Below are 21,861 nucleotides of genomic sequence, written 5' to 3' on the forward strand. Positions count from 1 at the left end.
CCTCACGCGTAAAACCCGTGTACTGCCGCCGACACCTTTTCCACCTGCTCCTCGCTCATACCGGGCCACATAGGCAGACTCAGGGCGGTATCGGCAATTTCCTCAGCGATGGGGAAGGCTCTGGCGGGCATGTTCAGGTGGGCATATGCCTGCTGCCGGTGCGGAGGCACGGGGTAGTGGATGAGGGTGCCCACGCCCCGGTCGGTGAGGTACTGCTGCAACGCCGCCCGGCGGGCCGTGCGCACCACGTAGAGATGGTAAACGTGGGTAGCACCCTCGGCAATAACGGGCAGCACGAGGTCGCCCAGACCGGCCAGATGCGCGTCGTACCAGACCGCTACTTGCTGACGCTGCCGCGTCCACTCGGGCAGATACTCGAGTTTCACCCGCAACACGGCGGCTTGTAGCTCGTCGAGGCGCGAGTTCTGACCAATTACCTCGTTGTAGTATTTCTGCTGCGAGCCGTAGTTGCGCAGGGTGCGGATTTTAGTATTCAACGCTTCGTCGTTGGTCGTCACGGCCCCAGCGTCGCCCAGAGCCCCTAGGTTCTTGCCGGGGTAAAAGCTCGTGCCACTGGCAGCGCCAAAGCTACCGGTGAGGCCACCCTCCCAGGCCGCGCCCTGCGCCTGGGCGTTGTCTTCCACCACCCACAGGCCATGTTTCTGTGCCACGGCCATTATCAGGCCCATCTCGCAGGCCTGCCCGTAGAGGTGGACTGGCATAATGCCCTTGGTGCGCGGCGTAATAGCCGCTTCAATCAGGGCCGGGTCGAGGTTGTAGGTATGGAGATTGGGCTCGACGGGTACTGGCACGCCACCCACGTACGACACGGCCAGCCAAGTAGCAATATAAGTATTGCTGGGCACGATGACCTCGTCGCCGGGCTGTACATTCAGGGCCAGCAGGGCCAAGTGCAGCGCATCCAGGCCATTGGCTACGCCAGTGGTATGCGCCACTTGGTTGAAGGCGCTGTATTCGGATTCAAAAGTCTTAACTTGTTCCCCCAGTATATACCATTGCTTGTCATAAACATCAGCGATAACCGCCAATACTTCGGCGCGAATGGGGTCGTGCTGGGGGGAAAAAGAGAGAAAAGGAACGTTCATTTAGTAACTACGGCGACTAAAGTGGAGGATGCAAAGATACGCACCACCCGTTGGCAACCGCATAATTGCAACTCTTCCGCTATCTCTGGTGGCTCCCCTACTTGCCCACACGCCTGAGACCAGCAGGCTGAATTGTTCAGAAGCTGATAAAGTTATTCAAGCGTAGAACAGGTGCTTTACAAGGAACCTGTTCTAGGTTTCTGGGAGCAGATGGGTGTCATGCACGAAGACTCCCAAAGAAGTCGGAAATTTGGGGTGCGACCCACTCAAATTCCTTCCTTCGATGGAAGTCCTGCGCAAAGATATTATTCGTACCTGGATACTGCCCTACCTGAGCATCGGCACCCACAGGCCAGCTTGTCAAGCCGACCTGCTGGGGGTGGTGAAACTCATTTTGTACAAGCTTAAAACTGGCTGCCAGTGGCGACAACTACCACTTAAACAGTTTTTTAACGAGAATTTTCTGAGTTGGGAGAGCATGTATTACCGCTTTAATGAATAGCGCAAGGACGGCTCGTGGAAGAAGCGCTGGGTAATGCAGCTGCAGCTGCATAAGGCGCGCCTGGATTTGTCAAGCATTCAACCCGATGGTAGCCATACCCGCACCCACAACAGGGGGGCGGCCATCGGCTACCAGGGGCGTAAAGCCGCCCGCACGACCAACCTGCTTTTATGGCCGGTAGGACGGGCCAGCCCCTGGCCTGCGCCAGTCCGCAGGCCGGCAACTACCATAACCTGTTTGCCATCGAAACCTCGTCCGGGGAGTTGTGCGCGCTGGTGGAAGCAGCCCAGATTTCGCTCGAAGGTTTCTTTCTTAATGCGGATAGCGGCTTTGATGCTCAAGCATTACGCGATGATTGCTTCCGCCGGGGCATTGAAGCCAACATCGCCTTGAATCCAAGCTCCCGCACCAGTGAAGCCGCTCAGGACACTTATACTGACTGACCCCGAACTCTACCCCGAACGCACGGCCATTGAGCGCACCAATGCCTGGCTCGACAGCTTCAAAACCCTACTCGTCCGCTACGAAACCACCGTGGATAACTGGCTCGCTTTCCATTTTCTGGCGTTTACCGTCCTGCTACTCCGGAAAATACCCTTAGAACCCGAACTTTAAACAGGCTCAAGTAAAAGCTTCGCTGAAGAACCGCCGTAAGTATCAGCCGTACGGTGTTAACTGTATGGGCACCTATTCATCGCTGGCCGGCTCACCAAGATTACAAATAACTTATTACCTGCTGTTATACAACTATGCTATACATCAAGCGGCAAGATGGCAGCATCATTTCGGGCTTGGCACCGCTCATTTAAAACAAGCGCCGATACTCTGCGAATCTGATTAGATTGTCAATTCTTTATAACCAACAGGCTACCGATTCGCAACTTTTTCGGCAGGCCAGATGCGTAATAGCAGTTGCTAATAAACACCCACGAATAATGCATTAATCATGTAAGTGACGCCGCACAATACCTCAATTATCAACAGTGTAAGGAGCACCATTTTTTTGCGCCGCTGGCTTATATTCACAGGTATCCACGACAAAGTAGCCAGGAGAATAATCCAGTGCAGCACATGGTTGGCGGCTATTACCTGCCAGATAAAGTTACCGTGCATTGCCCTTGGCCCGGTTTCGTACACAAACAGAAAGACGCCGAACCCAACAAGTAAGCTTAGAAGCCCGAGCCGATGGGCCGGCAGCCGGAGCCAATCAGGCCGCAGCCCGTAGGCTACTATCGGCACCAGAAAGGAGCTGACTGCGCAGCCTAGCACGTGCCAACTGCTGTAGTCGGGCACAAAGGTGTGCCAGCCAGCTAGAAAAGCGAAACCTACGTGAGAAGCGCCGCCCAGCGTGTCCTGTGGGTGGTGGTTGGTCCACATCAACTGGCCCAGAATTACTAATAAAACGGGGACTATCGCCAGGGCTAACCGCATTATTTGCACTACCTGTAACCGGGATTGCAGCAGAAACAGCACCGCATATGCCGGCACGAAGGCAAAGGCGTAACTCGGTTTGAAAATGGCTCCTGTAGCCAACACCAGTGCCAGATACAAGTCTTTACACCAGTTTACCGCGCCGCCCGCTGCCAAGCACTGCGTGCCCAACACAACCGCGGCGATGCTGAACGGCATAGCGGTAATGATGGTCGAATTATGGTAAACATTGGGGGGCAGGAGCCCGACATACCAGCTAGCCGTGCTGACTGGCAACGGAAACAGCAGGCACGAGCCTAGAGCCGCCACCAACGCCATACCCTTTACGTTTGCAGTTGTGCTGATGCGCTGAATTAATTCTCCCTGCTGCAATAGCCCAATTCCTCCATACGCGGAAACGCCCACCAACCCGCCCCAGGCCATTGCTACCACAATGATGGCAATGATTAGCAGCCGCCCAGGATTACAGGTAAATCCACTGAGCAGGTGAACTACTTCGTAGAAACCGGCATTTGCCGGCACTGAGCCCTGCCCCAGGCAGACGTTATACAGCATGGAGACGTGGAGCTGAATATCCGTAATTCTATGCAGCACGCCGATGAGCAGCATATAGTACCCCATCGTGATAACAACCGTTAGTACTGACAGCAGAATGGCATTCCGTCGGAAACTGCTGGTCTTTTTCTGGTTCAGTACTTCTCCCATGCGCAGCGATGTTGCGTAAGCAGTTAGGCCTACTAATTTCAGTAAAAGTAACCGTTGCTGCTACAACGTGGCTAACAACGCGCAGGCTATTTGGCCGCTTGTGGCTATCATGGAGCCATCTGGAAATCATTGCAACCATGGGCTGCCACTTCTTACACAGCAGGTTACTGCTTGAGAATGTATACTTTTTCTCCCGACCGGGGGTCCATAATTTCCCTTGCTACTAAAGGACGCAATATTTCGGGCAGCGTCGCTTTTGCCGACGCGCAAATAAAGGCTAACTCGTACTGTTTCACGAATTGGTACTGCAGGCTATCGGTGGGCATATGCCGTGAGGGCACCATTAGGCGCGCGTACCGGTACAAACTAGCACTATGCAAACGCTGCCGGGCCTGCACAGAATCGAGGCGGTAGCGCGGGTCAGTCGTCAGACTGTCAACGGCGAAGATGGAGAGGCTCATCAGGTCATACCGATTACTCAGGCCGGCCAGATAAGTACCGGCCGAGTACGTATCCTCCGAAAGCATATAGGTGTTATCATAGTCTTTATCCCCGAACAGAAAGCCGCCGCGCACTTCCCTATCGGGCAGGGCCGCCTGCACTTGGCTTAGAAAGGCAGCTGAGTAAACTGTCGCGGTTTGCTTCTGGAATTTATCCTGAAGCAACGGGTAGCAGTTGACAACAGCTGCCCCCGCTAGCAACGTTAGCGCAGCCAGCCGCCTCCAGGTATTTACCCCCCCAAATGCCGCTCCTAGTACCACGGCCAGCAGCGTGGGCACCAAGGCTCCCATTACATTGCCAGAAAACTGAAAGCCATCAATGAAATGCGTCGCCAACGTCCGGCCAGCCGCTGCCAGAACGGCGCAGGCTCCGGCCCATACCAGCACCGGAAGCAATTCTTTTCGTTGGCTCAGCCAAGCGCAACGGGTGGTTACGACGACGCAAGCCGCTAGTAATAATCCAAAGAACAATCCATACAGTATCAGCGACCCAATGAATATATTAAGCAGGGTCCGCGCCTCCACCAGCTTTGGCACCAGTTCATCTATTAGTTGCAGCCCCGGCTCGCGTAGTTGAAAGGAGGCTGGTTGCACGACGTAAAAAACGCCGAAATAGCCAATGGTTAGGAACATAGGCAGCAGTAAGCGAGTTACTTGCGAATATGTAGCGCGGCGGCTTAACCACAGGTACCCGCCCAGCACTACGGTGCTGCCACCAATAGCCGGCCCAGTCGACACGTACACCAACGGAATACACGCTAGTACGAGCCCCGCTAAGTCGTAGCGGCGGCGCACTAAAAGCAGCACGCCCAAGGCAATAAAAACGGCGATGGCAGCCAATTTCGGCTCAAGTAGAACCTGGCTACCAGCCAATAAGCTGCCATTTTTCGTGAAATCGTAGTGTAGGAAGGCGGGCCATTTAACGCCGCCGCTTAACAGCAACAGCACGGTTAGCGGCCAGGCCCAGGTCGCCTTATGCCCAAAGTGTGCCACCAAGGCCCGCAGGCCTAGCGCCACTATCGTTAGCAGAATAGTATATGTGCTCAGGCAAAGGCCCCACATCGCCGACAAACCTGTGCATCGAACAAGTAAAGCATTCAGCCACAGTTCATAATAGTGATAGGGTTGCGCACCAATGAACTGCGGAAACACCGATTCGAGCACTGTGCTTTCGATGCCAGTTTTATTCAGGGCCAAGCTGACGCGGGCGTAAAAAACGTAATCTTGAAACGGGGTGGCCAGGAAAGTCGACTCAGAATCATAAAACAGCCAGAACCGGAACACATAGAGCACCACCGCTATAACCATCGCGTAACCTAGCGCGTGTGGTAACCACAGCCCTTCCTTCACAACTGAACCCCGTTGCTTCCAGATTAGCCAACCCATCAACAAAGGCACGGGTAGCATTACAGTGTGGCCTCCCGTCTGCACGGCTGCGTACGTCCCCACCCATAGGCTCAAGCCCGTTACCATTGCCAAAAACACCCCAAAATAGGGCTCCGTCGCTTCCGCTGACTGGCCCAGCAGCAAACGGCCGGTAACGTAAGCAATGGTCAAGCCCCCAATTGTCAGCAGCAGATATGGGAAAAACAAACTCATAAGTAACGCAGATAACAGACGAAGCGTGGAGCCATTCGAGGCCTCGCACAACATCATTTGGTGCGAATGGCTTGCGAAGATTGTGGAAGCGTGAGGCTGCTTGCGCTAATCCCGGCCGTATTTTCGAGATGGGTTTTCGATGTAGTAATCTATTTTATTTCTATTGAACCCGGAAGCGATGCTCCAGATAGTGGGCTGGCTCCAAGCGAAGCGACCGCAAATCTGTTTTTGATTCCGTTATCAGCCGCGTTGCGGCTTTGCTATCCAAGCAACTCCCGTCCGATCTCATTCATCTGCTTCACTACGTATAGGGGCCGGTGCCGAGCCGCGTCCATGCCGCGCCACACGTATTCTCCAATTACGCCTAAGGCAATCATCTGGAAAGCGGCAACGAAAAGCACCACTACCATCAGGGTCGTCCAGCCTTCGGGCTCGCCACTGCCAAACAACCGCAGGCCGATGAGGTATAGCCCATACAGCATGGCCACGCCCCCCAGCCCTAGCCCCAGCACCGAAATGGCCCGGATAGGAAAGTAGGAGAACGAGAGCAGCGAATCGATAAGCAGCTTGATTTTCTTTTGTAGCGTCCAACGCGACTTGCCGATTTCCCGCTTGCGGCGCACGTACGGGATGTTCACGTAGTCGTAGCCCAGCCATACCATCAGGTAGAACAGGTTGCTGTTGCGCTCCTGCATTCGTACCACGTCGTCGCACACCTGGCGGTCGAAAAACACGAAATCGAAACCGCCATCGGGGATATTTTTTAGGGCCAGGTGCTTCATCAGCCAGTGAAACGTTTTGGCGAATACCTGGCTGAAGCCGGTTTCCTCGCGGTCCTGCCGGTTACCGATAACTAGCTTGAAGCCCTTTTTCCAATAGTCGTACATCTGCACCATCAGTTCCGGCGGGTCCTGCATATCGGCCGTGATAATGGCCATGCAGTCGCCAGTGGCATGGGCCATGCCGGCCACAATGGCGTTGTACGAGCCCACATTGGCCACCAACTCCACCACCCGCACCCGGTCGGGATACTGGGCCTGGGCGCGGCGCAGCGCAGCTACCGTATCATCACCCGAGCCATCGTCCACAAAAATGTACTCAAATTCAACCTCCGGCGGGAAATTCACCTCGTTCCCAATCAGCCCCGGTATCGTAACAGGAATATTGTCTTCGTTATAGTAGCAGGGAACGATGACGGATAGCTTGGGCATAGATTAATAGTGCAACTACTTGCGCAGTATTGCTGCGCGCTGACAAAGGTAAAGTTTAATTAGCCGCTACAGGCCAGTACGTGGGTAGTGCTACCCAGTCGGAACCCTAGCTTCTCGCAGGTGCGAAATACGGCGCGGTTAGTGGCCTGCGTGGTCATCAGCACATAGGGTCGCTGTTTTTCAGCGGCTCGGCGCACAGTCTCAGCTACCAATTTCAGGTGCCAGCCCCGGTTTTGCGGCCCCACGGCCGTAAGCAATACCCGCGATGAACCGCTACCCGGCACCCCGGCCTCGGCCACCGCATCGCCAATGGCTAGGAATGAGTCGATAGGCAGGCCGGGCTCATTGGGCACCAGCACGGCATCGGCGTAGCTGCCTTCCGCGGCGGCTTCCGCGTAGCGAGCCAGCATAGCATCGGCCCGCGCGTCGCCGAACCATGGGTCGGCGTGGAAGCGGTCGAATACGTTGCGGGCGGCCGCCGAAATCCGGCCAATGTGCGCGGCTTCGTCGGGCCGGGCCAGGCGCACTAAAGCGGGCGGCGGCAGGGTAGCACTGGCCACTGAGCAATAGAAGTTCAGTCGGGTTTCCACCAGTCGCCAGCCACCGCCGGTCAGGGCTTGTAGCAAGGCCGTATCCTCGGCCGGTACCACACCAAAAGCATAGTATGGGCCTCGTCGGCCTAGTTCGGCCCGCAGGGCAGCGGCCGCCTGGGCCAGGTCGGCCGGGCTGATTTCCGCCCCGAATAGCCCCGTAAACAGGCGGTAGGTATCGGTACCAAAAAAGGCCGAATCCCAGGCCAGGTGCTGCACCAGCCACCGCCCAGCGGCATCCGGCATGGCCAGCACTTCCTCCCCGGCCAGGCTACCGAAGCGAGCGGCGGCCCCGGTGCCGTACTGCTCCTGTTGAGGGGCAAGCGGTAGCTCACGCAAAAAATGCGTGGGCGAATGCAGGACCAGCTTGTCGGCCCGCCCGGCAATCAGGCCGCTATCGGCCGCCGGCCCAATTACCGCGCCTGCCATACCCGTTTGAATTCGTCATACTCCCGGATATAATCGGCTTCCTGGTACGGTACCGATGCCAGCACCAATTGCACGGCCGAGTGTGAATACTGCATAGTGTGCCAGGCATGCGGTGGCACGTACAGGCCAACGTTCGGGTCCTCCAGCCGGAACAGTTCAATGCAACCGTCGGCTAGTTCAGTCGTGACAATGATGCGGCCGGCGGCGGCCACGAGCACCTGCTCCGTCACGTGGTGGGCGTGGCGGCCGCGCACGATGCTCTCAGGAGTGTAATAGGTCCAGAAAATACGCTGCACCTCAAAGGGCAATAATTTCTGTTGCTCCGTGACGGAAATGTAGCCGATGCTGGGGTCACCCAGCTTGGGAAAGCTAATGAGGTGCGGGTCGGCAAATTCAGCCATAAAATCAACAGAAACAGCCTCAGGCTTGAATTGCCCTGGTTCAGCAAAGATATACCCGTCACGAAATGAAATAAGAAAAGGACACGGAGATAGAGATGCCACACTTGGCGTCTCGTCGTTGCTGATGTTGTATGACCGGGTAGTAATTCCCCAGTTCGACCGTCCAACGCCGAGACACCAGGTGTGGCGTCTCTACCTCGTTCTCGCAACTCCATTCGTGATAAGGACAGCGCCTAGAGCGGTTTTCAGGTCAGTGTACGTTTTACTGCTTAGTTAAAAGTTAAAAGTGGAGAGTTAAAATGCAGACTTACTTACTTTTAAGTCTTCACTTTTAACTTTTAACTAAGTACATAGACCCGAAAACCGCTCTAGTAGGGAGTAGACCACATTCCAGGTCCAAGCATTCGGTCAGTGTGCCGGCCAAAACCCGCCCACCGGCCTTGTGAGCCATCACAGTATTCTCCACCTGGCGGCATACCATTCGGCCACTTTGCCCCTTTCCCCAGCAAATAGCACATTTCTCCCATACCTCTTTCCACCTAAGGCCGTAGCGTACATAGGTTCCGCATAGGCTGGTTATAGGCTTCTTGGTTATATAACCTCCCTCTTATGGTCTTTGCAGATTTAGCATTATTCCAGCATAATGGCCAGTTCCGCCGTTTTGCCCGGACGGTCCCAGGCGATAGCCTGCACCTGCCAGGCGGCAGCTTCCGGGTGCGTTGCCCTGGTTGCGCAGGTCCACCAGTCGCCCGCTTCGTGGGTGGCCTCCCCGTGCTCCAGCACCTGCCCGGCCTTGTCCAGTACTCGTACTTGCACCGCTACCACCCCGCAGGGCTTGTGCGCCCGCACGCGCAGAACCGCCCCGGCCTGCCCCCGGTACCCGTCGGCCTCCACCACCAATAGCTGTGGCGGTTTGGAAAAGTCCGACAGGGCCATGCTGTACACGCTGCCAAAGCGGGCCGGCTGCACGTAGGGTTGGTAGTAAGCCCGTCCCTCTGCACTGCCCTGCTGCTCACGCCCGTACGCCGCGGCCGCTTTAAAGTCGGTCTGGTGCTGCTGTTGCGCTGCGGAAGGAGGACCCTTTTTGCCCGCCGCCTGTTGGGCGTAGGTGACGCCATCGGCACTCATCCTGAACACCAAGTTCCCGATGCGCCCGCTGATGCCCGCAATGCCCGAGCCCTCCACCATTTTAACTCTTGCCATACCGCTGGTTTTTCGCAGGCCCAAATGCTTTGCCAACCACTGTCGAGTCGCCCATTACCCCCGCTAAATTACGGGGTAATAGTCGCCCCAATGGTAGCCTGCACAAATTAATACGCTCCATACGAAGTGAATACAAAAAGCCGGGCCACTAGCAGCAACTATCAATTGCTACCAGTGGCCCGATTTGTTACCCGATAAAAGAATTTGATGTGCTCCCAAGAAGCAAACCAAACGCAATCAGGCATTATTCTACCCGTTAACCTTTATCAATCAAAACATAAGCTAACCACTTAGAAGCTGCGCGGCGCATTGTCCACCTTGCCAGCCATCACCTCGTCTACGTGCTCCTTGAAGTATTCCAGCGTGCGCTTCAACCCTTCGGCGCGGTCCACTTTGGGTTCCCAGCCCAGAATTTCTTTAGCCAGCGTGATATCCGGCTTACGCTTCATCGGGTCGTTTTCGGGCAGCGCCTGGTAGGTCGGCTTAAACTCGACACCAGTTAATTTGGCGATTTCCTCACCAAATTGTTTGATAGTGATTTCGGCCGGGTTGCCAACGTTCACTGGTAGCGCATAATCGCTGAGTAGCAGGCGATAAATGCCTTCTACTAAGTCATCGACGTAGCAGAACGAGCGCGTTTGCGAGCCGTCGCCGAATACGGTCAGGTTCTCGCCGCGCAAGGCTTGGCTCAGGAAGGCTGGTAGTACGCGGCCATCATTGAGGCGCATGCGGGGGCCATAGGTATTAAAAATGCGGATAATGCGCGTTTCCAGGCCGTGGTGGGTGTGGTAGGCCATAGTAATGGCTTCCTGGAAGCGCTTGGCTTCGTCGTAGCAGCCGCGAGGCCCTACGGGATTTACGTTGCCGAAATAGGTTTCAACCTGCGGGTGCACCTCGGGGTCGCCGTACACTTCGGACGTGCTGGCAATCAGCATACGCGCGCCTTTTACCCGCGCCAGGCCCAGCAGGTTGTGGGTGCCCAGTGAACCTACCTTCAGCGTCTGAATCGGGATTTTGAGGTAGTCGATGGGCGAGGCCGGCGAGGCGAAGTGCAGAATATAGTCCAGCTTGCCCGGCACGAACACGAATTTGCTCACATCGTGGTGATGAAACTCGAAATCTTCGCGCTTGAACAAGTGCTCGATGTTAGCGAGATTGCCCGTTATCAGGTTATCCATCGCGATAACGTGGTAGCCTTCAGCCAGAAACCGGTCGCAGAGGTGCGAGCCCAGGAAACCGGCCCCACCGGTGATAAGAACGCGCTTTTTTTCTTCAGCCATTTTGTTAAGCTGTTAGCTACTAGCTGCTAGCCATTAGATTTTTTAAGGAATAATTTAATATGTCGTCAAACCAACGACTTAGGAAACTGGCTCTTTGTGAGCCGTGCGAATACCTATGCAGTGATAAGCAAAGCCAGCTTCTTTCATCTCGGCTGGGTCGTAGATGTTACGGCCGTCGAAAATAACTTTTTGTTTGAGCAAGCGGCCCACTACTTCGAACGAAGGCGAACGAAACTCGGGCCACTCGGTCACGACAAGCAACGCATCGGCATCAACCAACGCCTCAAACTGGTCTTTGGCGTAGGTGATGGTATCACCCAGCGTGTGCTTGGCTTCTTTCACGGCTACCGGGTCGTAGGCTGATACCGTGGCCCCTTCGGCCAGGAGCTTCTCGATGATAACCAGCGACGGCGCTTCGCGCATGTCGTCGGTTTTGGGCTTGAAGGAGAGGCCCCATATGGCAAACTTCTTGCCTTTCAAGTCGTTACCAAAATGCTTGCGCACTTTATTGAACAATACCTCTTTCTGCGCCTCGTTCACGCCTTCCACGGCTTGCAGCACCTGCATTTGGTAGCCGTTTTCCTGGGCGGTTTTGATGAGGGCTTTTACATCCTTGGGGAAACAAGAGCCGCCGTAACCAATGCCGGGATAAATGAACTTGGTGCCAATGCGGGCGTCGGAACCAATACCACGCCGCACCATATTTACATCGGCCCCCATGATTTCGCACAGGTTGGCGATGTCGTTCATAAACGATATCTTGGTGGCTAACATCGAGTTAGCGGCGTATTTTGTCATTTCAGCCGACGGAATATCCATGAAAATAATCGGGTGGCCGTTGAGCAGGAAGGGCTTGTACAGGCGGCTCATTACTTCCTCGGCCCGCTCGGAGCTGATGCCCACTACAATACGGTCGGGCTTGAGAAAGTCATCGATGGCCGCGCCTTCTTTCAGGAATTCCGGGTTGGACGCTACGTCGAAGTCGATAGTTTCGCCGCGCTTGCTGAGCGCCTGCTCGATTTCAGCGCGCACTTTAGCAGCTGTACCAACGGGCACAGTGCTCTTGGTAACGACTACGCCGTAGCTGTTCATATTTTCGCCGATGCCACGGGCCACGGCCAACACGTATTTTAGGTCGGCCGAACCGTCTTCGCCGGGCGGGGTACCCACGGCAATAAAGGCCACATCGCAGTCCTTAATGGCTTCGCTCAGGTTGGTAGAAAAGTGCAGCCGCTCTGCCTTCACGTTGCGGGTTACCATTTCTTCTAATCCTGGCTCATAGATAGGCAGGATGCCGTTACGCAGGTTGGTAATCTTTTTTTCGTCGATGTCAACGCAGGTAACCGTAATGCCGACCTCGGCGAAACATGTTCCGGTGACTAGTCCGACGTAGCCGGTGCCTACAACTGCGACTTTCATAGTGAGAGCTAGGTGTTTTTAAGAAGTAAGAGCGAGGTAATAATAGCAAAAACAATCCTAGCCTGACACTAAGCCATGTAGTGCTTCCACCAATACTGAAAAACTATCAGGCCCCAAATTCGGGCGTGGGCATCGCCGGGGCTATTGGAGAACAGCTGCTTTTTTAGTTTTTGCACGGCGGCCACGTCGAAGATGCCCTGGCCAGCTACAAAATCATCGGCCAGCAGGTCTTGCTCAATGAGGGGGCGCAGTTCGCCGCGCATCCACTTGAGCAGGGGTACTTCGAAGCCGTGCTTGGGGCGGTCGTAGAGTTCGGGCGGCAGCATGGGGCGGAAGGCATCCTGCACGATTTTTTTCTTCATCTTGCCGTCTACCTTACTGCTAACGGGTAGCGAAAAGGCGAAGTCCACCACCTTGTAGTCGAGAAATGGCGTTCTGACTTCCAGCGAGTTAGCCATGCTCATCAAGTCTACCTTGGTGAGCATGTCGTAGGGTAGTACCAACTGCATGTCGGTGAGCAGCACCTCGTTGAGGTCACCGTCGGCGTGGATATTTTCGAGGATATCCTTGCGGCGCTTGGCGGCAATCTTCTTATCAACTTTGCGGCGGCTGGCGGGACTCAGCAGGTCGGCGGCCTGCTTTTCGGAGGCGAAGCTGGCCCAGTCCAGGTAGCGGTCCTTGGGGCCGCTGAGCATGCCGCGCGAGAAGCGCTGGAGCTGCCGGACTTTATTGCCAAAGTAGGAGTTGCGCGACTTGGGCAGAATGTCCCACAGCAGGTTCAGGCCCGTGACGGCTTCGGCCTTGAAGCCGCCCTGCCGCACCTGGAAGTCGCCCATATGCTTGTTGTAGCCGCCGAAAATCTCGTCGGCCCCGTCACCGCTCAGCGCCACCGTTACGTGCTGGCGAGTGCGCTGGCTGAGAATGTGCACGGCCAGCGCCGACGAATCGGCAAAGGGCTCGTCGAAGTAATCGAGCATCTGAAAGATGTGCTCGTATAAGTCATTGTTGCTCAGCGAGAAAACCGTGTGATTGGTTTTATGCATCTTCGCCACCAGGTTGGCATACTTGGTTTCGTCGAAAAAGGGCTCGTCGCGAAAACCGATGCTGAACGTGTTGAGGTGCGGCGTGTGGCGGGTAGCCAGCGCCGTAATCACGCTGGAGTCGATGCCGCCACTCAAGAAAGAGCCCAGCGGCACATCGGCTACGAGGCGGCGCTCCACGGCCTCGTCCATGAGCGACACCAGCTTTTTCTGCTGCTCGTCGTAGGTGAGCTTGTTTTTGGCGACCTTTTTGGGGTCGTAGGGGATTTTGTACCAGCGCTTGCGCACCACCTTGTTACCCTGAATAAACAGGTAATGACCAGGTAGTAATTTCTTGATACCCTTGAAGATAGTGGCGGGGCCGGGAATGTAGTTGAGCTGCAAGTACTGGCTCAAGGCTACGTAATCGAGCTTGCGGGGCACGCCCAGGGCCAGTAGCGACTTGAGCTCGGAGCCGAACAGCAACTGGTCTTCATCGCGGTATACGTGCAGAGGCTTTACGCCGTAGCGGTCGCGGGCAATGAAGAGTGAATTCTCCTCTTTATCGAAAATGGCGAAACCGAAAAAACCGTTGAGCTTTTTGATAAAGCTCCGGCCTTCGCTGATGTACAGGTTCAGAATAACTTCCGTATCAGTTTGGGAATTAAACTGATAGCCTTTTTTCACCAGCTTCTCCCGCAGCTCGCGGAAATTGAATATTTCCCCGTTGAAGACGATGGTGTAGCGCCCCGAGGCGTCGGTCATGGGTTGGTTGCCATCGGCCGACAAGTCGAGGATGGCTAAGCGCCGAAAGCCCAGGCCGCATTGGTCGTAAATAAAATGACCTTGCGAATCGGGGCCGCGGCGCACAATGGCGTCCGTAGCCGCCTGCAAGCGGGTCAGGGCCAAGCGACCCAAATCGGAGAAGGCGTAAGCGCCGGTTATTCCACACATAGCTAGTGGGCAAAGATAGGGCGTAGCCCAGTGTCATGGGCCGGAAAAATGAAGTAAACTACCCAATTACAACCCGCAAGATGCAACCCCGGCCGACCTGAACTAGTAAAGCCTACCGAGCCGCAGCCCGGTTGCAGGCTCTTCTTTACGTAAATCCTCCCCCACCCTCCTTTATGAGCTTGCAACAAGAATTTGAAGCTGCCGTGCAGCAAGTCAACAACTTACCAGCCGAAACCGCTCCCAAACACATGACCGAACTTTATGGCCTGTACAAGCAAGCCACTGAGGGTGACGTGAATATGAAAAGCGGGGAAGTGGATGCCGCTGGTGCTGACCAGGCCAGCGGGCCTGGTGGTCTTTCGCAGGGCCAATGGGACTCTTGGGATAAGTACAAGGGTATTTCGGAGGAAGATGCCAAGCGCCAGTACGTGGCCAAGGCAACCGAAATAATGGGTAGCAACCAGAATGGCGGCTCCGAGGCCGGACAGGTACCAACCGATGCGCTCACCAACGCCCCGATAGCACCTGATGCGCCGCTGCCTACTGGCACGGAGAACGACACGACTGCGCCGCAGCCTGGCTTTGGCCCCGGCCAAAGCACCGGAGGTCTGCGCGGCGACATCACGGCCGGCGCGCCCTATGGTGGCGAAGACAAGCTGAAAGGCGCGCAATAGCTCCCGGCATAAACGAGACAATGGGTGTTGAAACTGAGCTTAATGCCGCCGTTTCAACACCCACTGTCTCGTTTATAAGTATTTTATTTATAAGTACTTACGATAGATATTATACAAAATACGTCGGTCGGTTTCGGTGAGAAGTGGGCTGGGGTCGGTGGGCACGAAGTGGCGCTTGAACGCTTTGGTAGCGGCGGGCAGGTCCTGGGTGTCGTAGCCGATGATGCGCAGGGCTTCGCGGGGCGTGAGGCCGGGCAGGAACTGGCCTAGCGAATCGGTGGCGAAGGGTGCGGCGGTGGTATCAGTCAGCACTGTGGTATCGTACCACAGCCCAAAACCGCGCTGCGCCAGCTTTTGCCAGGGAAACAGGGCGCTGGGGTCGCTTTTGCGGGTGGGCGCAATGTCGCCGTGGCCGATAAAGTTGGTTGCCGGGATGTTGTAGGTGCGCTTGAGGGCCGCCAGCACCTTCAGCAAGCTGACCACCTGGGCTTCCTGAAAGGGCTCGGTGCCATTGTTATCCAGCTCAATACCAATGGAGACTGAGTTGATGTCGGTGATGCCGCCCCATCGGGCGACGCCACCGTGCCAGGCCCGCAGGTAGTCGCTGAGCATATGGTAGGTTTGGCCGTCGCGGCCAATCACGTAGTGCGCGCTCACCTGGGGCTTCACCAGGGTGAAGGTCTTGAGCGTCTGGGCCGTACTGCTTTGCGCCGTGTGGTGAATGATAACGTAGTTGGGCTTGCGCAGGTTGAAATTGACGGTGCCCACCCAGTAGGGCACAGCGGGCAGACTATCAGTAGGCTGCGCGGGCTGGACCTGAATTTGGCGCGCCAATGCTTTGGCTTGCTGGCGATACACCTTATTGGTAGCCGCGTAGGGGTTGCGCACGCAGGCAGTGGCAGCGAGAATAGCGGCTACTATTAATGCAGCAGAAAATTTAGTCATGCGATAATCAGTTGTCTGACAACTAGTTAAAATGAAGAACGTCATACTGAGCTTACCGAAGCAGCGCGCTCGCATCGTTGGGGCTAGTTATCCAACGGCGCGGGCGCGCTGCTTCAGTAAGCTCAGTATGACGTGCTTGCTTATCCAGCGAGGCTGCTTACTTGGCGTAGGCCACCGAGCGCATTTCGCGAATTACGGTCACCTTAATCTGGCCGGGATACTGCATTTCCTTCTCAATTTTTTGCGAAATCTCGAAGCTCAGCTCGGCGGCGCGGTCGTCGCTCACGTTTTCGGCATCGACGATAACGCGCAGCTCGCGGCCGGCCTGGATGGCGTAGGTCTGGTTCACGCCTTTGAAGGCCGAGGCCGTTTCTTCGAGCTGGCGGAGGCGCTTGATGTAGCTCTCCATCATTTCGCGGCGGGCGCCGGGGCGCGAGCCCGAAATAGCGTCGCAGGCCTGCACGATGGGCGAGATGAGGGCTGTCATCTCCATCTCATCGTGGTGGGCACCGATGGCATTCACTACGTCGGGGTGCTCCTTGTATTTCTTGGCCATTTCCATGCCCAGGATGGCGTGGGGCAGCTCGGGCTCCTCGGTGGTCACCTTACCGATGTCGTGGAGCAGGCCGGCGCGGCGGGCGTGCTTCACGTTGAGGCCCAGCTCGGCGGCCATAGTAGCGCAGAGGTTGGCCACTTCGCGGCTGTGCTGCAGCAGGTTTTGGCCGTAGGACGAGCGGAAGCGCATCCGGCCCACCATCCGAATCAGCTCGGGGTGCAGGCCGTGAATGCCAAGGTCGATGACCGTGCGCTCGCCGATTTCGATGATTTCCTCCTCGATTTTCTTGGTCGTTTTGGCCACGATTTCCTCCACGCGGGCGGGGTGAATGCGGCCGTCCTTCACCAGCAAGTGCAGCGAGAGGCGGGCTATTTCGCGGCGCACCGGGTCGAAGCCCGAAATAATGATGGCCTCGGGGGTGTCGTCCACAATGACTTCGACGCCCGTGGCGGCTTCGAGCGCCCGGATGTTGCGGCCCTCGCGGCCGATGATTTTGCCCTTTACATCGTCGCTTTCGATGTTGAACACCGACACGCAGTTCTCAATGGCGTGCTCCGATGCGGTGCGCTGAATGGTTTCGAGCACCACCTTTTTGGCATCCTTGGTGGCCGTGAGCTTGGCCTGCGCCACGGTATCCTTGATGTAGGACGAAGCCTGTAACTGGGCCTCGTTCTTGAGACTTTCCACGAGCTGCTCGCGGGCCTCGGCGGCGGTGAGGCCGGCTACTTTTTCGAGCTGGCTCTGCACGTCGTGCAGTTGGGCTTCGGCTTCCTGTTGCTTGGCTTGCAACTCGGCCAGAGCGGCCTCGTGCTTGGCCTGGCGCTTTTCCTCCTGCTGCTCGGCCCGGGTGCGCAGGTTATCGCTGTCAGCCTGGAGCTTCTCGCGGGTACCATCGAACTCCTTTTCCTTCTGTTGAATGGTTTCGAGCTGCTTTTGGGTAGTATCGGTGAGGTGCTTGATGCTCTGCTCCTGGGCCAATACGCCCTGGCGACGCTCAGTCAGCTCCTGGTCGAGGGCGGCTTTGAGGCGCTGGCTCTCGGTTTCGAATTCGCGGCGCAGGCGCTTTTGCTCCTGCTCGTGCTCATTTTTGAGGTTGCGAAACTTGTCTTTCGACTGCTGAATGCGTTCGTCGCGGGTGCGGGTAGCCTGGGTTTCGGCTTCGTCGAGGAGTTGCTGGGCTTTGGTGCGGGCCTCGCCTTCGAGGTCTTGCCGGGCTTTGCCGGCAAGCTGCCGCCCCACCAGCACGCCCGCCACCAGGGCAATGACGGCCGCGACGGCGACATATAAAATAATGAGTGACATGGAGTTATGGAATTGAAGTGGAGTCAAAACCATAGCAACGGCAAAAACCCGGAACCGGAGCGCTACGAGAAGGCCACTTGCCTTCGGTGCGCCCGGCCGGGCCAACGAACATCACGGGGGCTGCACTGCCGCTAGGCGGCCAGCACCACGCCAGTCAGCAGCTCATCGAGGCGCGCCAGGCGCTCGGTGAGGGCTGCATCGGTTCCATCCTTTTCTTTGCTAACTTTCAAAGAGTCAGCCATGGTAGCAAGGGCCACCATCGCCAGCAGGTCTTGTTTGTCCTGAATACCGTATTTCTCCCGGAACTCACGTAGCTGTTCGCTGAGCTGCCGGCCGGCCAGGCGCAGGCGCTCTTCGTCGGCCACGGCTACCCGCATGGGGTAATCGCGCTCGGCAATGCGAATTTTAATAGCCAGTTCGTTCATAGAGAGCAAGATAGGGCATTCAAATGAGGAGGCTCGTTATTCCCTCAGATAGGCAAGGCATTTATCTATTTCGCGGATGTATTCGTTGAGGCGTTGTTTCAGCTCGTTGGCCTGGGTGGGTTCCCCGCCGGCTATGGTCTGGACAAGTTTAACAATGTTTTCCTGGTTTTGGTACTCGCGCAGCTGTTTTTCTCGGTCGCGCTCGTCGGCCTGCAGGTGTTGAATCGTGGTATGGGCATCGGCCAGTTCTTCGCGCATCTGCTGATAGGCAGCCACTAAGGTGGTTACCTGCCGCTCCAGGCGGTCGAGCTGAGCAAGTTGTTGAGACGAAGCCACAAAAAGAGGTGATTTAGCCCGCGAAGGTAGGGCGCGAACGCACGCTGCCCTAACGGGCCACAAAAAAGCCCGCCGGTGGGCGGGCTTTTCACGCGTTATTTAACAGAGCCGGTTATTCACCGCCCTTCTTCTTGGTCTTTACTTTGGTACCGTTGGGCTTATCGGTTTTGGTTTTGCCGTCGGGCATGGCGGGCATGGCAGGAGCGCTGAGCGTGGTAGCTGGCGCAGCGGCCGTTACGGGCCCACCGTTGAGGTCCAGCTCCTGCACGTCGTAGCCGAGCTCCGAGAGGCCGGGAAAGGCCTTGGCGCGGTCGCCCACCACCACGATGTACATCTTGTCGGCGGGCAGGTATTTCTGCACCGAGGCCTGCACGTCTTCCTTCTTCAGGTTCTTGAGAATGTCGGCCTGCTGGCTCACGTAGTCGGGCTTGAGGTCGTACTCGGCGAGGCGTGAGAGGAAACCGGCTTTCTGCTGGCCGGTTTCGTACTTGAGCGCATCGCTCTGGCCCACTGATGATTGCAGAAAAGCCAGCTCCTCATCCGAAATACCATTGCGGTAGTTCTGGATTTCGCTCATAAACTCCTTCACCGAGGCGGCGGTGGCATCGGCGCGCACGCCGGCCTGGGCCGTGTAGGGGCCGAAGTAGCGCGTGCCGCGGTAGCCCGAGCTAGCGCCGTAGGTATAGCCCTTGTTCTCGCGCAGGTTGAGGTTGATGCGCGAGTTGAAGGCGCCGCCGAGCAGGTAGTTACTGAGGTAGGCGCGGTAGTAGTCGCCGGTGGCGTCGTAGGCCAGCGGCGTGAGGTAGCCCACCCGAATCTCGGACTGCGCTGCGCCGGGCTTATCAATGAAGTAAATTTTGGTTTTGTCGGGCTGCACGGCGGCCGTGGCCACGGGCAGCGTTACGGGCTTGGCGGGCCAGGCTTTGAGGAAGGCCAGCGCGGGCTCCACGGTGGCCTGGTCCTGGTCGCCCACGATGGTGAGGTTGCTCACGCTGGGCGAGTAGTACTGCTGGTAAAACTGCTTCACGTCGTCGAGCGTGAGGCTCGTGACGCTGGCGGTGGTGCCGCTGTTGGGCACGCCCATGATGTCGGTTGGGCCATACAACAGCTTGGCATAGGCGTTGTTAGCAATTACCACCGGCTGGGTTACCTGGTTGGCAATGCCTTGCAGGGTTTGCTTTTTAAGGCGGTCGAAGTCGGCCGGGTCGAAGCGCGGGTGCAGCAGGCGCTGGTCGAGCAAGGCCAGAGTGGCGGGCAGGTTTTTGGTAAGCGACTGCACGTACACCGTCGTATTGTCGTCGCCCGAGAATACCTGAATAGTGCTACCCAGGCGGTCGAGCGCCGCCGAAAACTCTTCACCGGTGTACTGCGTCGAGCCCTCATTCAGCATTTGGGCCGTGAGCGCGGCCACGCCGGCTTTGCCGGGGCTGGCCTGCTCCAGCCGGTGGCCACCCTGAACGGTGAGCAGCATGGTGGTGGTGGGCAGCTCGGTGTTCCTGGTACCGATGACTTTCAGGCCATTACCAAATTTATCCTGCCAGATGGCGGGCACTTTCACCACCGGGTTGGGCCCCGATTTGGGCTGTTTCGCACGGTCGAAGGTATCGGTGGCCTTCACGTATTTCAGGCCGTCGTAGCCGTAGGTAGGGGCCTTGTAGCCGAGGGCGGAGGCCGTGTAGTTGTCCTTGGCGGCCTGCTCGTCGGTTTTGCCCTTAGGCACCACGCTCAGAATAACGGCGTGCTTGCCGCTAATATATTTATCGAACACGCGCTGCACGTCGGCCTTGGTGAGGCTGCGCAACTGGCGCAGCTCGATGGGCAGGCGGTTGGGGTTGTTGAAATAGGTCTGGTTAGCAGCCAGTTGGCTCACTTTGCCGCTCACGCTACTAAGGCCGTTGATGAGCTGGGCCTCGGTGCTGGCTTTGTAGCGGGCCACCTGCTCGTCGCTGATGCCGGTTGTTGCAAGCTCTTTCAGCGTGTTGCGCATGATAACCTCGGTGCTGTCCAGGCCTTTGCCAGGAAGGCTGAGGGCCACCATGGCAAACTCGCCGCTCAGCTCCGAGTTGCGCTGGTAGGCCTGGGCCTGCACGGCTTTCTGGTTCTTTACCAGGTTCTTATAGAGCAAAGAGGTTTTGCCGCTGCCGATGATGTCGGCCAGCGCGTCGAGGGGCACTTCGTCGGGGTTACCGTGGGCTACCGTCGGGAATACCATTTGCAGCATCGGGAAGCGCACGTTGTCCTCGTAGCTCACGTAGCGGTCGGCGGTGAGCACGGGCTCAGGCAGCTTTTGCACCGGCACGGCGGGGCCGCGCTTGATGGGGCCAAAGTACTTCTCGGCCAGCTTAAGGACCTGGGCGGTGTTCACGTCGCCGCCCACGGTGAGGGTGGCGTTGTTGGGGCCGTACCAGCGCAGGAAGAAGTTTTTCAGGTCGTCGACGCTCGACTTATCGAGGTCCTTGAGGTAGCCGATGGTCAGCCACGAATACGGGTGGCCGTAGGGGTACAGCGTTTTAGAGATGTACTCGCTGGCCAGGCCGTAGGGGCGGTTGTCGTAGTTCTGGCCGCGCTCGTTTTTGACGGTAGCGCGCTGAATCTCAAACTTTTTCTGGCTCACGGCATCCAGCAGAAAGCCCATGCGGTCGGCTTCGAGCCAGAGGCCGGTTTCGAGCTGGTTGCTCGGCAGGGTTTCGTAGTAGTTGGTGCGGTCTTGGTTGGTGCTGCCGTTGAGGGTGCCGCCGGCGGCGGTTACGAGCTTGAAGTGCTGCTGGTCGCCCACGTGGTCGGAGCCCTGAAACATCATGTGCTCAAAGAAGTGCGCGAAGCCCGACTTGCCAATTTGCTCGCGGGCCGAGCCCACGTGGTAGGTCACGTCCACGTGCACCAGCGGGTCGGAGTGGTCTTCGGTCACGACAACCGTTAAGCCGTTGGGCAGCACGTACTTCTCGTACGGAATCACCAGCTCGCCGGGCTTGGCCGCTACCTTCTCAATGAGGCGAGCGCCGCCAATTATAGGTGAGGCCGCCATCTTGTTGGCGGCCGGGGTTTTGGCGGCTTTGGGCGCGGGCTTCTGGGCCACGGCGGGCACCGCGAGCAGGGTCATTCCGAACAGCCAGGGGTAGGCAAAACGCATTTTCAGAGGAGGAGAAAGGATGAGAAAAAGCCGGCCGGGCGGGGAAGCCGCAGCTTACCCCGTCCGGCCGGCCCACAATGTTACTCGCCACTCCGCGCTTGGCGTTACACTAGAGCGTGAGGACAATTAGAGTCAAGTTTATTT

The 21,861-nt window shown here is 57.0% G+C and carries 18 protein-coding genes; 3 read left to right on the forward strand and 15 right to left on the reverse strand.

Translation table 11 applies throughout. From position 1 onward, the window contains the following. Positions 1 to 2 precede the first annotated feature (2 nt). A complete protein-coding gene (locus QMK33_RS05300; protein WP_283563521.1) occupies positions 3 to 1,106 on the reverse strand; it encodes a DegT/DnrJ/EryC1/StrS family aminotransferase in 1,104 nt (367 codons plus the stop codon). A gap of 283 nt (positions 1,107 to 1,389) precedes the next feature. Between QMK33_RS05300 and QMK33_RS05305 the strand changes: the two genes are divergently transcribed. Together QMK33_RS05305 and QMK33_RS05310 are read left to right on the forward strand one after the other, a co-directional pair. Continuing rightward, positions 1,390 to 1,608, forward strand: a complete 219-nt coding sequence (locus QMK33_RS05305) for a transposase (RefSeq protein ID WP_283563522.1) — start codon at positions 1,390 to 1,392, stop codon at positions 1,606 to 1,608. Positions 1,609 to 1,778: 170 nt separating this feature from the next. Continuing rightward, on the forward strand, positions 1,779 to 2,051 hold the full coding sequence (locus QMK33_RS05310; RefSeq protein ID WP_283563523.1) for a hypothetical protein: 273 nt from the start codon (positions 1,779 to 1,781) through the stop codon (positions 2,049 to 2,051). Between the two features lie 472 nt (positions 2,052 to 2,523). On the opposite strand, the gene QMK33_RS05315 is transcribed toward QMK33_RS05310, so the two are convergent. The 9 genes from QMK33_RS05315 to asnB all read right to left on the reverse strand — a co-directional run bounded on the left by QMK33_RS05315 (position 2,524) and on the right by asnB (position 14,349). Next, on the reverse strand, positions 2,524 to 3,744 hold the full coding sequence (locus QMK33_RS05315) for a hypothetical protein (RefSeq protein ID WP_283563524.1): 1,221 nt from the start codon (positions 3,742 to 3,744) through the stop codon (positions 2,524 to 2,526). A gap of 164 nt (positions 3,745 to 3,908) precedes the next feature. Further along, positions 3,909 to 5,843 (reverse strand): hypothetical protein, encoded by a 1,935-nt coding sequence (locus QMK33_RS05320; protein ID WP_283563525.1) that lies wholly within the window; start codon positions 5,841 to 5,843, stop codon positions 3,909 to 3,911. A gap of 260 nt (positions 5,844 to 6,103) precedes the next feature. Next, a complete protein-coding gene (locus tag QMK33_RS05325) occupies positions 6,104 to 7,054 on the reverse strand; it encodes a glycosyltransferase family 2 protein (RefSeq protein ID WP_283563526.1) in 951 nt (316 codons plus the stop codon). A gap of 59 nt (positions 7,055 to 7,113) precedes the next feature. Beyond that, the gene (locus QMK33_RS05330; RefSeq protein WP_283563527.1) at positions 7,114 to 8,073 is read right to left on the reverse strand and encodes a GNAT family protein; all 960 of its coding nucleotides are present in this window, start codon (positions 8,071 to 8,073) and stop codon (positions 7,114 to 7,116) included. Beyond that, a complete protein-coding gene (locus QMK33_RS05335; protein WP_283563528.1) occupies positions 8,058 to 8,474 on the reverse strand; it encodes a sugar 3,4-ketoisomerase in 417 nt (138 codons plus the stop codon). Before QMK33_RS05335 ends, QMK33_RS05330 begins: the two co-directional genes overlap by 16 nt. A 630-nt stretch (positions 8,475 to 9,104) precedes the next feature. Beyond that, a complete protein-coding gene (locus tag QMK33_RS05340) occupies positions 9,105 to 9,677 on the reverse strand; it encodes a hypothetical protein (protein ID WP_283563529.1) in 573 nt (190 codons plus the stop codon). A gap of 290 nt (positions 9,678 to 9,967) precedes the next feature. After that, positions 9,968 to 10,957 carry a UDP-glucuronic acid decarboxylase family protein gene (locus QMK33_RS05345; protein WP_283563530.1) on the reverse strand — a complete coding sequence of 330 codons (990 nt, stop codon included), beginning with the start codon at positions 10,955 to 10,957 and terminating at the stop codon, positions 9,968 to 9,970. Between the two features lie 78 nt (positions 10,958 to 11,035). After that, positions 11,036 to 12,376 (reverse strand): UDP-glucose dehydrogenase family protein, encoded by a 1,341-nt coding sequence (locus tag QMK33_RS05350; RefSeq protein WP_283563531.1) that lies wholly within the window; start codon positions 12,374 to 12,376, stop codon positions 11,036 to 11,038. A gap of 68 nt (positions 12,377 to 12,444) precedes the next feature. Then, positions 12,445 to 14,349 (reverse strand): asparagine synthase (glutamine-hydrolyzing), encoded by a 1,905-nt coding sequence (gene asnB, locus QMK33_RS05355; protein ID WP_283563532.1) that lies wholly within the window; start codon positions 14,347 to 14,349, stop codon positions 12,445 to 12,447. Positions 14,350 to 14,522: 173 nt separating this feature from the next. On the opposite strand from asnB, the gene QMK33_RS05360 reads away from it, so the two are divergent. Further along, positions 14,523 to 15,023: an acyl-CoA-binding protein gene (locus QMK33_RS05360; RefSeq protein WP_283563533.1), complete on the forward strand. Its 501-nt coding sequence runs from the start codon at positions 14,523 to 14,525 to the stop codon at positions 15,021 to 15,023. A gap of 87 nt (positions 15,024 to 15,110) precedes the next feature. Here the strand turns inward: QMK33_RS05360 and QMK33_RS05365 are convergent, their stop codons facing one another. From QMK33_RS05365 to QMK33_RS05385, 5 genes are all read right to left on the reverse strand, one after another. After that, the gene (locus QMK33_RS05365) at positions 15,111 to 15,968 is read right to left on the reverse strand and encodes an N-acetylmuramoyl-L-alanine amidase (RefSeq protein ID WP_283563534.1); all 858 of its coding nucleotides are present in this window, start codon (positions 15,966 to 15,968) and stop codon (positions 15,111 to 15,113) included. Positions 15,969 to 16,125: 157 nt separating this feature from the next. Next, on the reverse strand, positions 16,126 to 17,826 hold the full coding sequence (rny, locus tag QMK33_RS05370) for a ribonuclease Y (protein WP_283563535.1): 1,701 nt from the start codon (positions 17,824 to 17,826) through the stop codon (positions 16,126 to 16,128). A 131-nt stretch (positions 17,827 to 17,957) separates the two neighbouring features. Further along, complete coding sequence (locus QMK33_RS05375) at positions 17,958 to 18,251, reverse strand: cell division protein ZapA (RefSeq protein WP_283563536.1); 294 nt, start codon at positions 18,249 to 18,251, stop codon at positions 17,958 to 17,960. A gap of 36 nt (positions 18,252 to 18,287) precedes the next feature. Then, positions 18,288 to 18,587: a hypothetical protein gene (locus QMK33_RS05380; RefSeq protein WP_283563537.1), complete on the reverse strand. Its 300-nt coding sequence runs from the start codon at positions 18,585 to 18,587 to the stop codon at positions 18,288 to 18,290. 112 nt (positions 18,588 to 18,699) lie between these two features. After that, positions 18,700 to 21,717 carry a M16 family metallopeptidase gene (locus tag QMK33_RS05385; RefSeq protein WP_349361687.1) on the reverse strand — a complete coding sequence of 1,006 codons (3,018 nt, stop codon included), beginning with the start codon at positions 21,715 to 21,717 and terminating at the stop codon, positions 18,700 to 18,702. Positions 21,718 to 21,861 lie beyond the last annotated feature (144 nt).

It is taken from the genome of Hymenobacter sp. H14-R3, from assembly GCF_030063445.1.
Taxonomy (GTDB): Bacteria; Bacteroidota; Bacteroidia; order Cytophagales; family Hymenobacteraceae; genus Hymenobacter.

Coding starts and splice junctions, on each gene's coding strand:
- QMK33_RS05325 (WP_283563526.1), bottom strand. CDS start 7,054: ATGCCCAAGCTATCCGTCATCGTTCCCTGCTACTATAACGAAGACAAT.
- rny (WP_283563535.1), bottom strand. CDS start 17,826: ATGTCACTCATTATTTTATATGTCGCCGTCGCGGCCGTCATTGCCCTG.
- QMK33_RS05315 (WP_283563524.1), bottom strand. CDS start 3,744: ATGGGAGAAGTACTGAACCAGAAAAAGACCAGCAGTTTCCGACGGAAT.
- QMK33_RS05350 (WP_283563531.1), bottom strand. CDS start 12,376: ATGAAAGTCGCAGTTGTAGGCACCGGCTACGTCGGACTAGTCACCGGA.
- QMK33_RS05345 (WP_283563530.1), bottom strand. CDS start 10,957: ATGGCTGAAGAAAAAAAGCGCGTTCTTATCACCGGTGGGGCCGGTTTC.
- QMK33_RS05310 (WP_283563523.1), top strand. CDS start 1,779: ATGGCCGGTAGGACGGGCCAGCCCCTGGCCTGCGCCAGTCCGCAGGCC.
- QMK33_RS05340 (WP_283563529.1), bottom strand. CDS start 9,677: ATGGCAAGAGTTAAAATGGTGGAGGGCTCGGGCATTGCGGGCATCAGC.
- QMK33_RS05360 (WP_283563533.1), top strand. CDS start 14,523: ATGAGCTTGCAACAAGAATTTGAAGCTGCCGTGCAGCAAGTCAACAAC.
- QMK33_RS05385 (WP_349361687.1), bottom strand. CDS start 21,717: ATGCGTTTTGCCTACCCCTGGCTGTTCGGAATGACCCTGCTCGCGGTG.
- QMK33_RS05300 (WP_283563521.1), bottom strand. CDS start 1,106: ATGAACGTTCCTTTTCTCTCTTTTTCCCCCCAGCACGACCCCATTCGC.
- QMK33_RS05335 (WP_283563528.1), bottom strand. CDS start 8,474: ATGGCTGAATTTGCCGACCCGCACCTCATTAGCTTTCCCAAGCTGGGT.
- asnB (WP_283563532.1), bottom strand. CDS start 14,349: ATGTGTGGAATAACCGGCGCTTACGCCTTCTCCGATTTGGGTCGCTTG.
- QMK33_RS05365 (WP_283563534.1), bottom strand. CDS start 15,968: ATGACTAAATTTTCTGCTGCATTAATAGTAGCCGCTATTCTCGCTGCC.
- QMK33_RS05305 (WP_283563522.1), top strand. CDS start 1,390: ATGGAAGTCCTGCGCAAAGATATTATTCGTACCTGGATACTGCCCTAC.
- QMK33_RS05330 (WP_283563527.1), bottom strand. CDS start 8,073: ATGGCAGGCGCGGTAATTGGGCCGGCGGCCGATAGCGGCCTGATTGCC.
- QMK33_RS05375 (WP_283563536.1), bottom strand. CDS start 18,251: ATGAACGAACTGGCTATTAAAATTCGCATTGCCGAGCGCGATTACCCC.
- QMK33_RS05320 (WP_283563525.1), bottom strand. CDS start 5,843: ATGAGTTTGTTTTTCCCATATCTGCTGCTGACAATTGGGGGCTTGACC.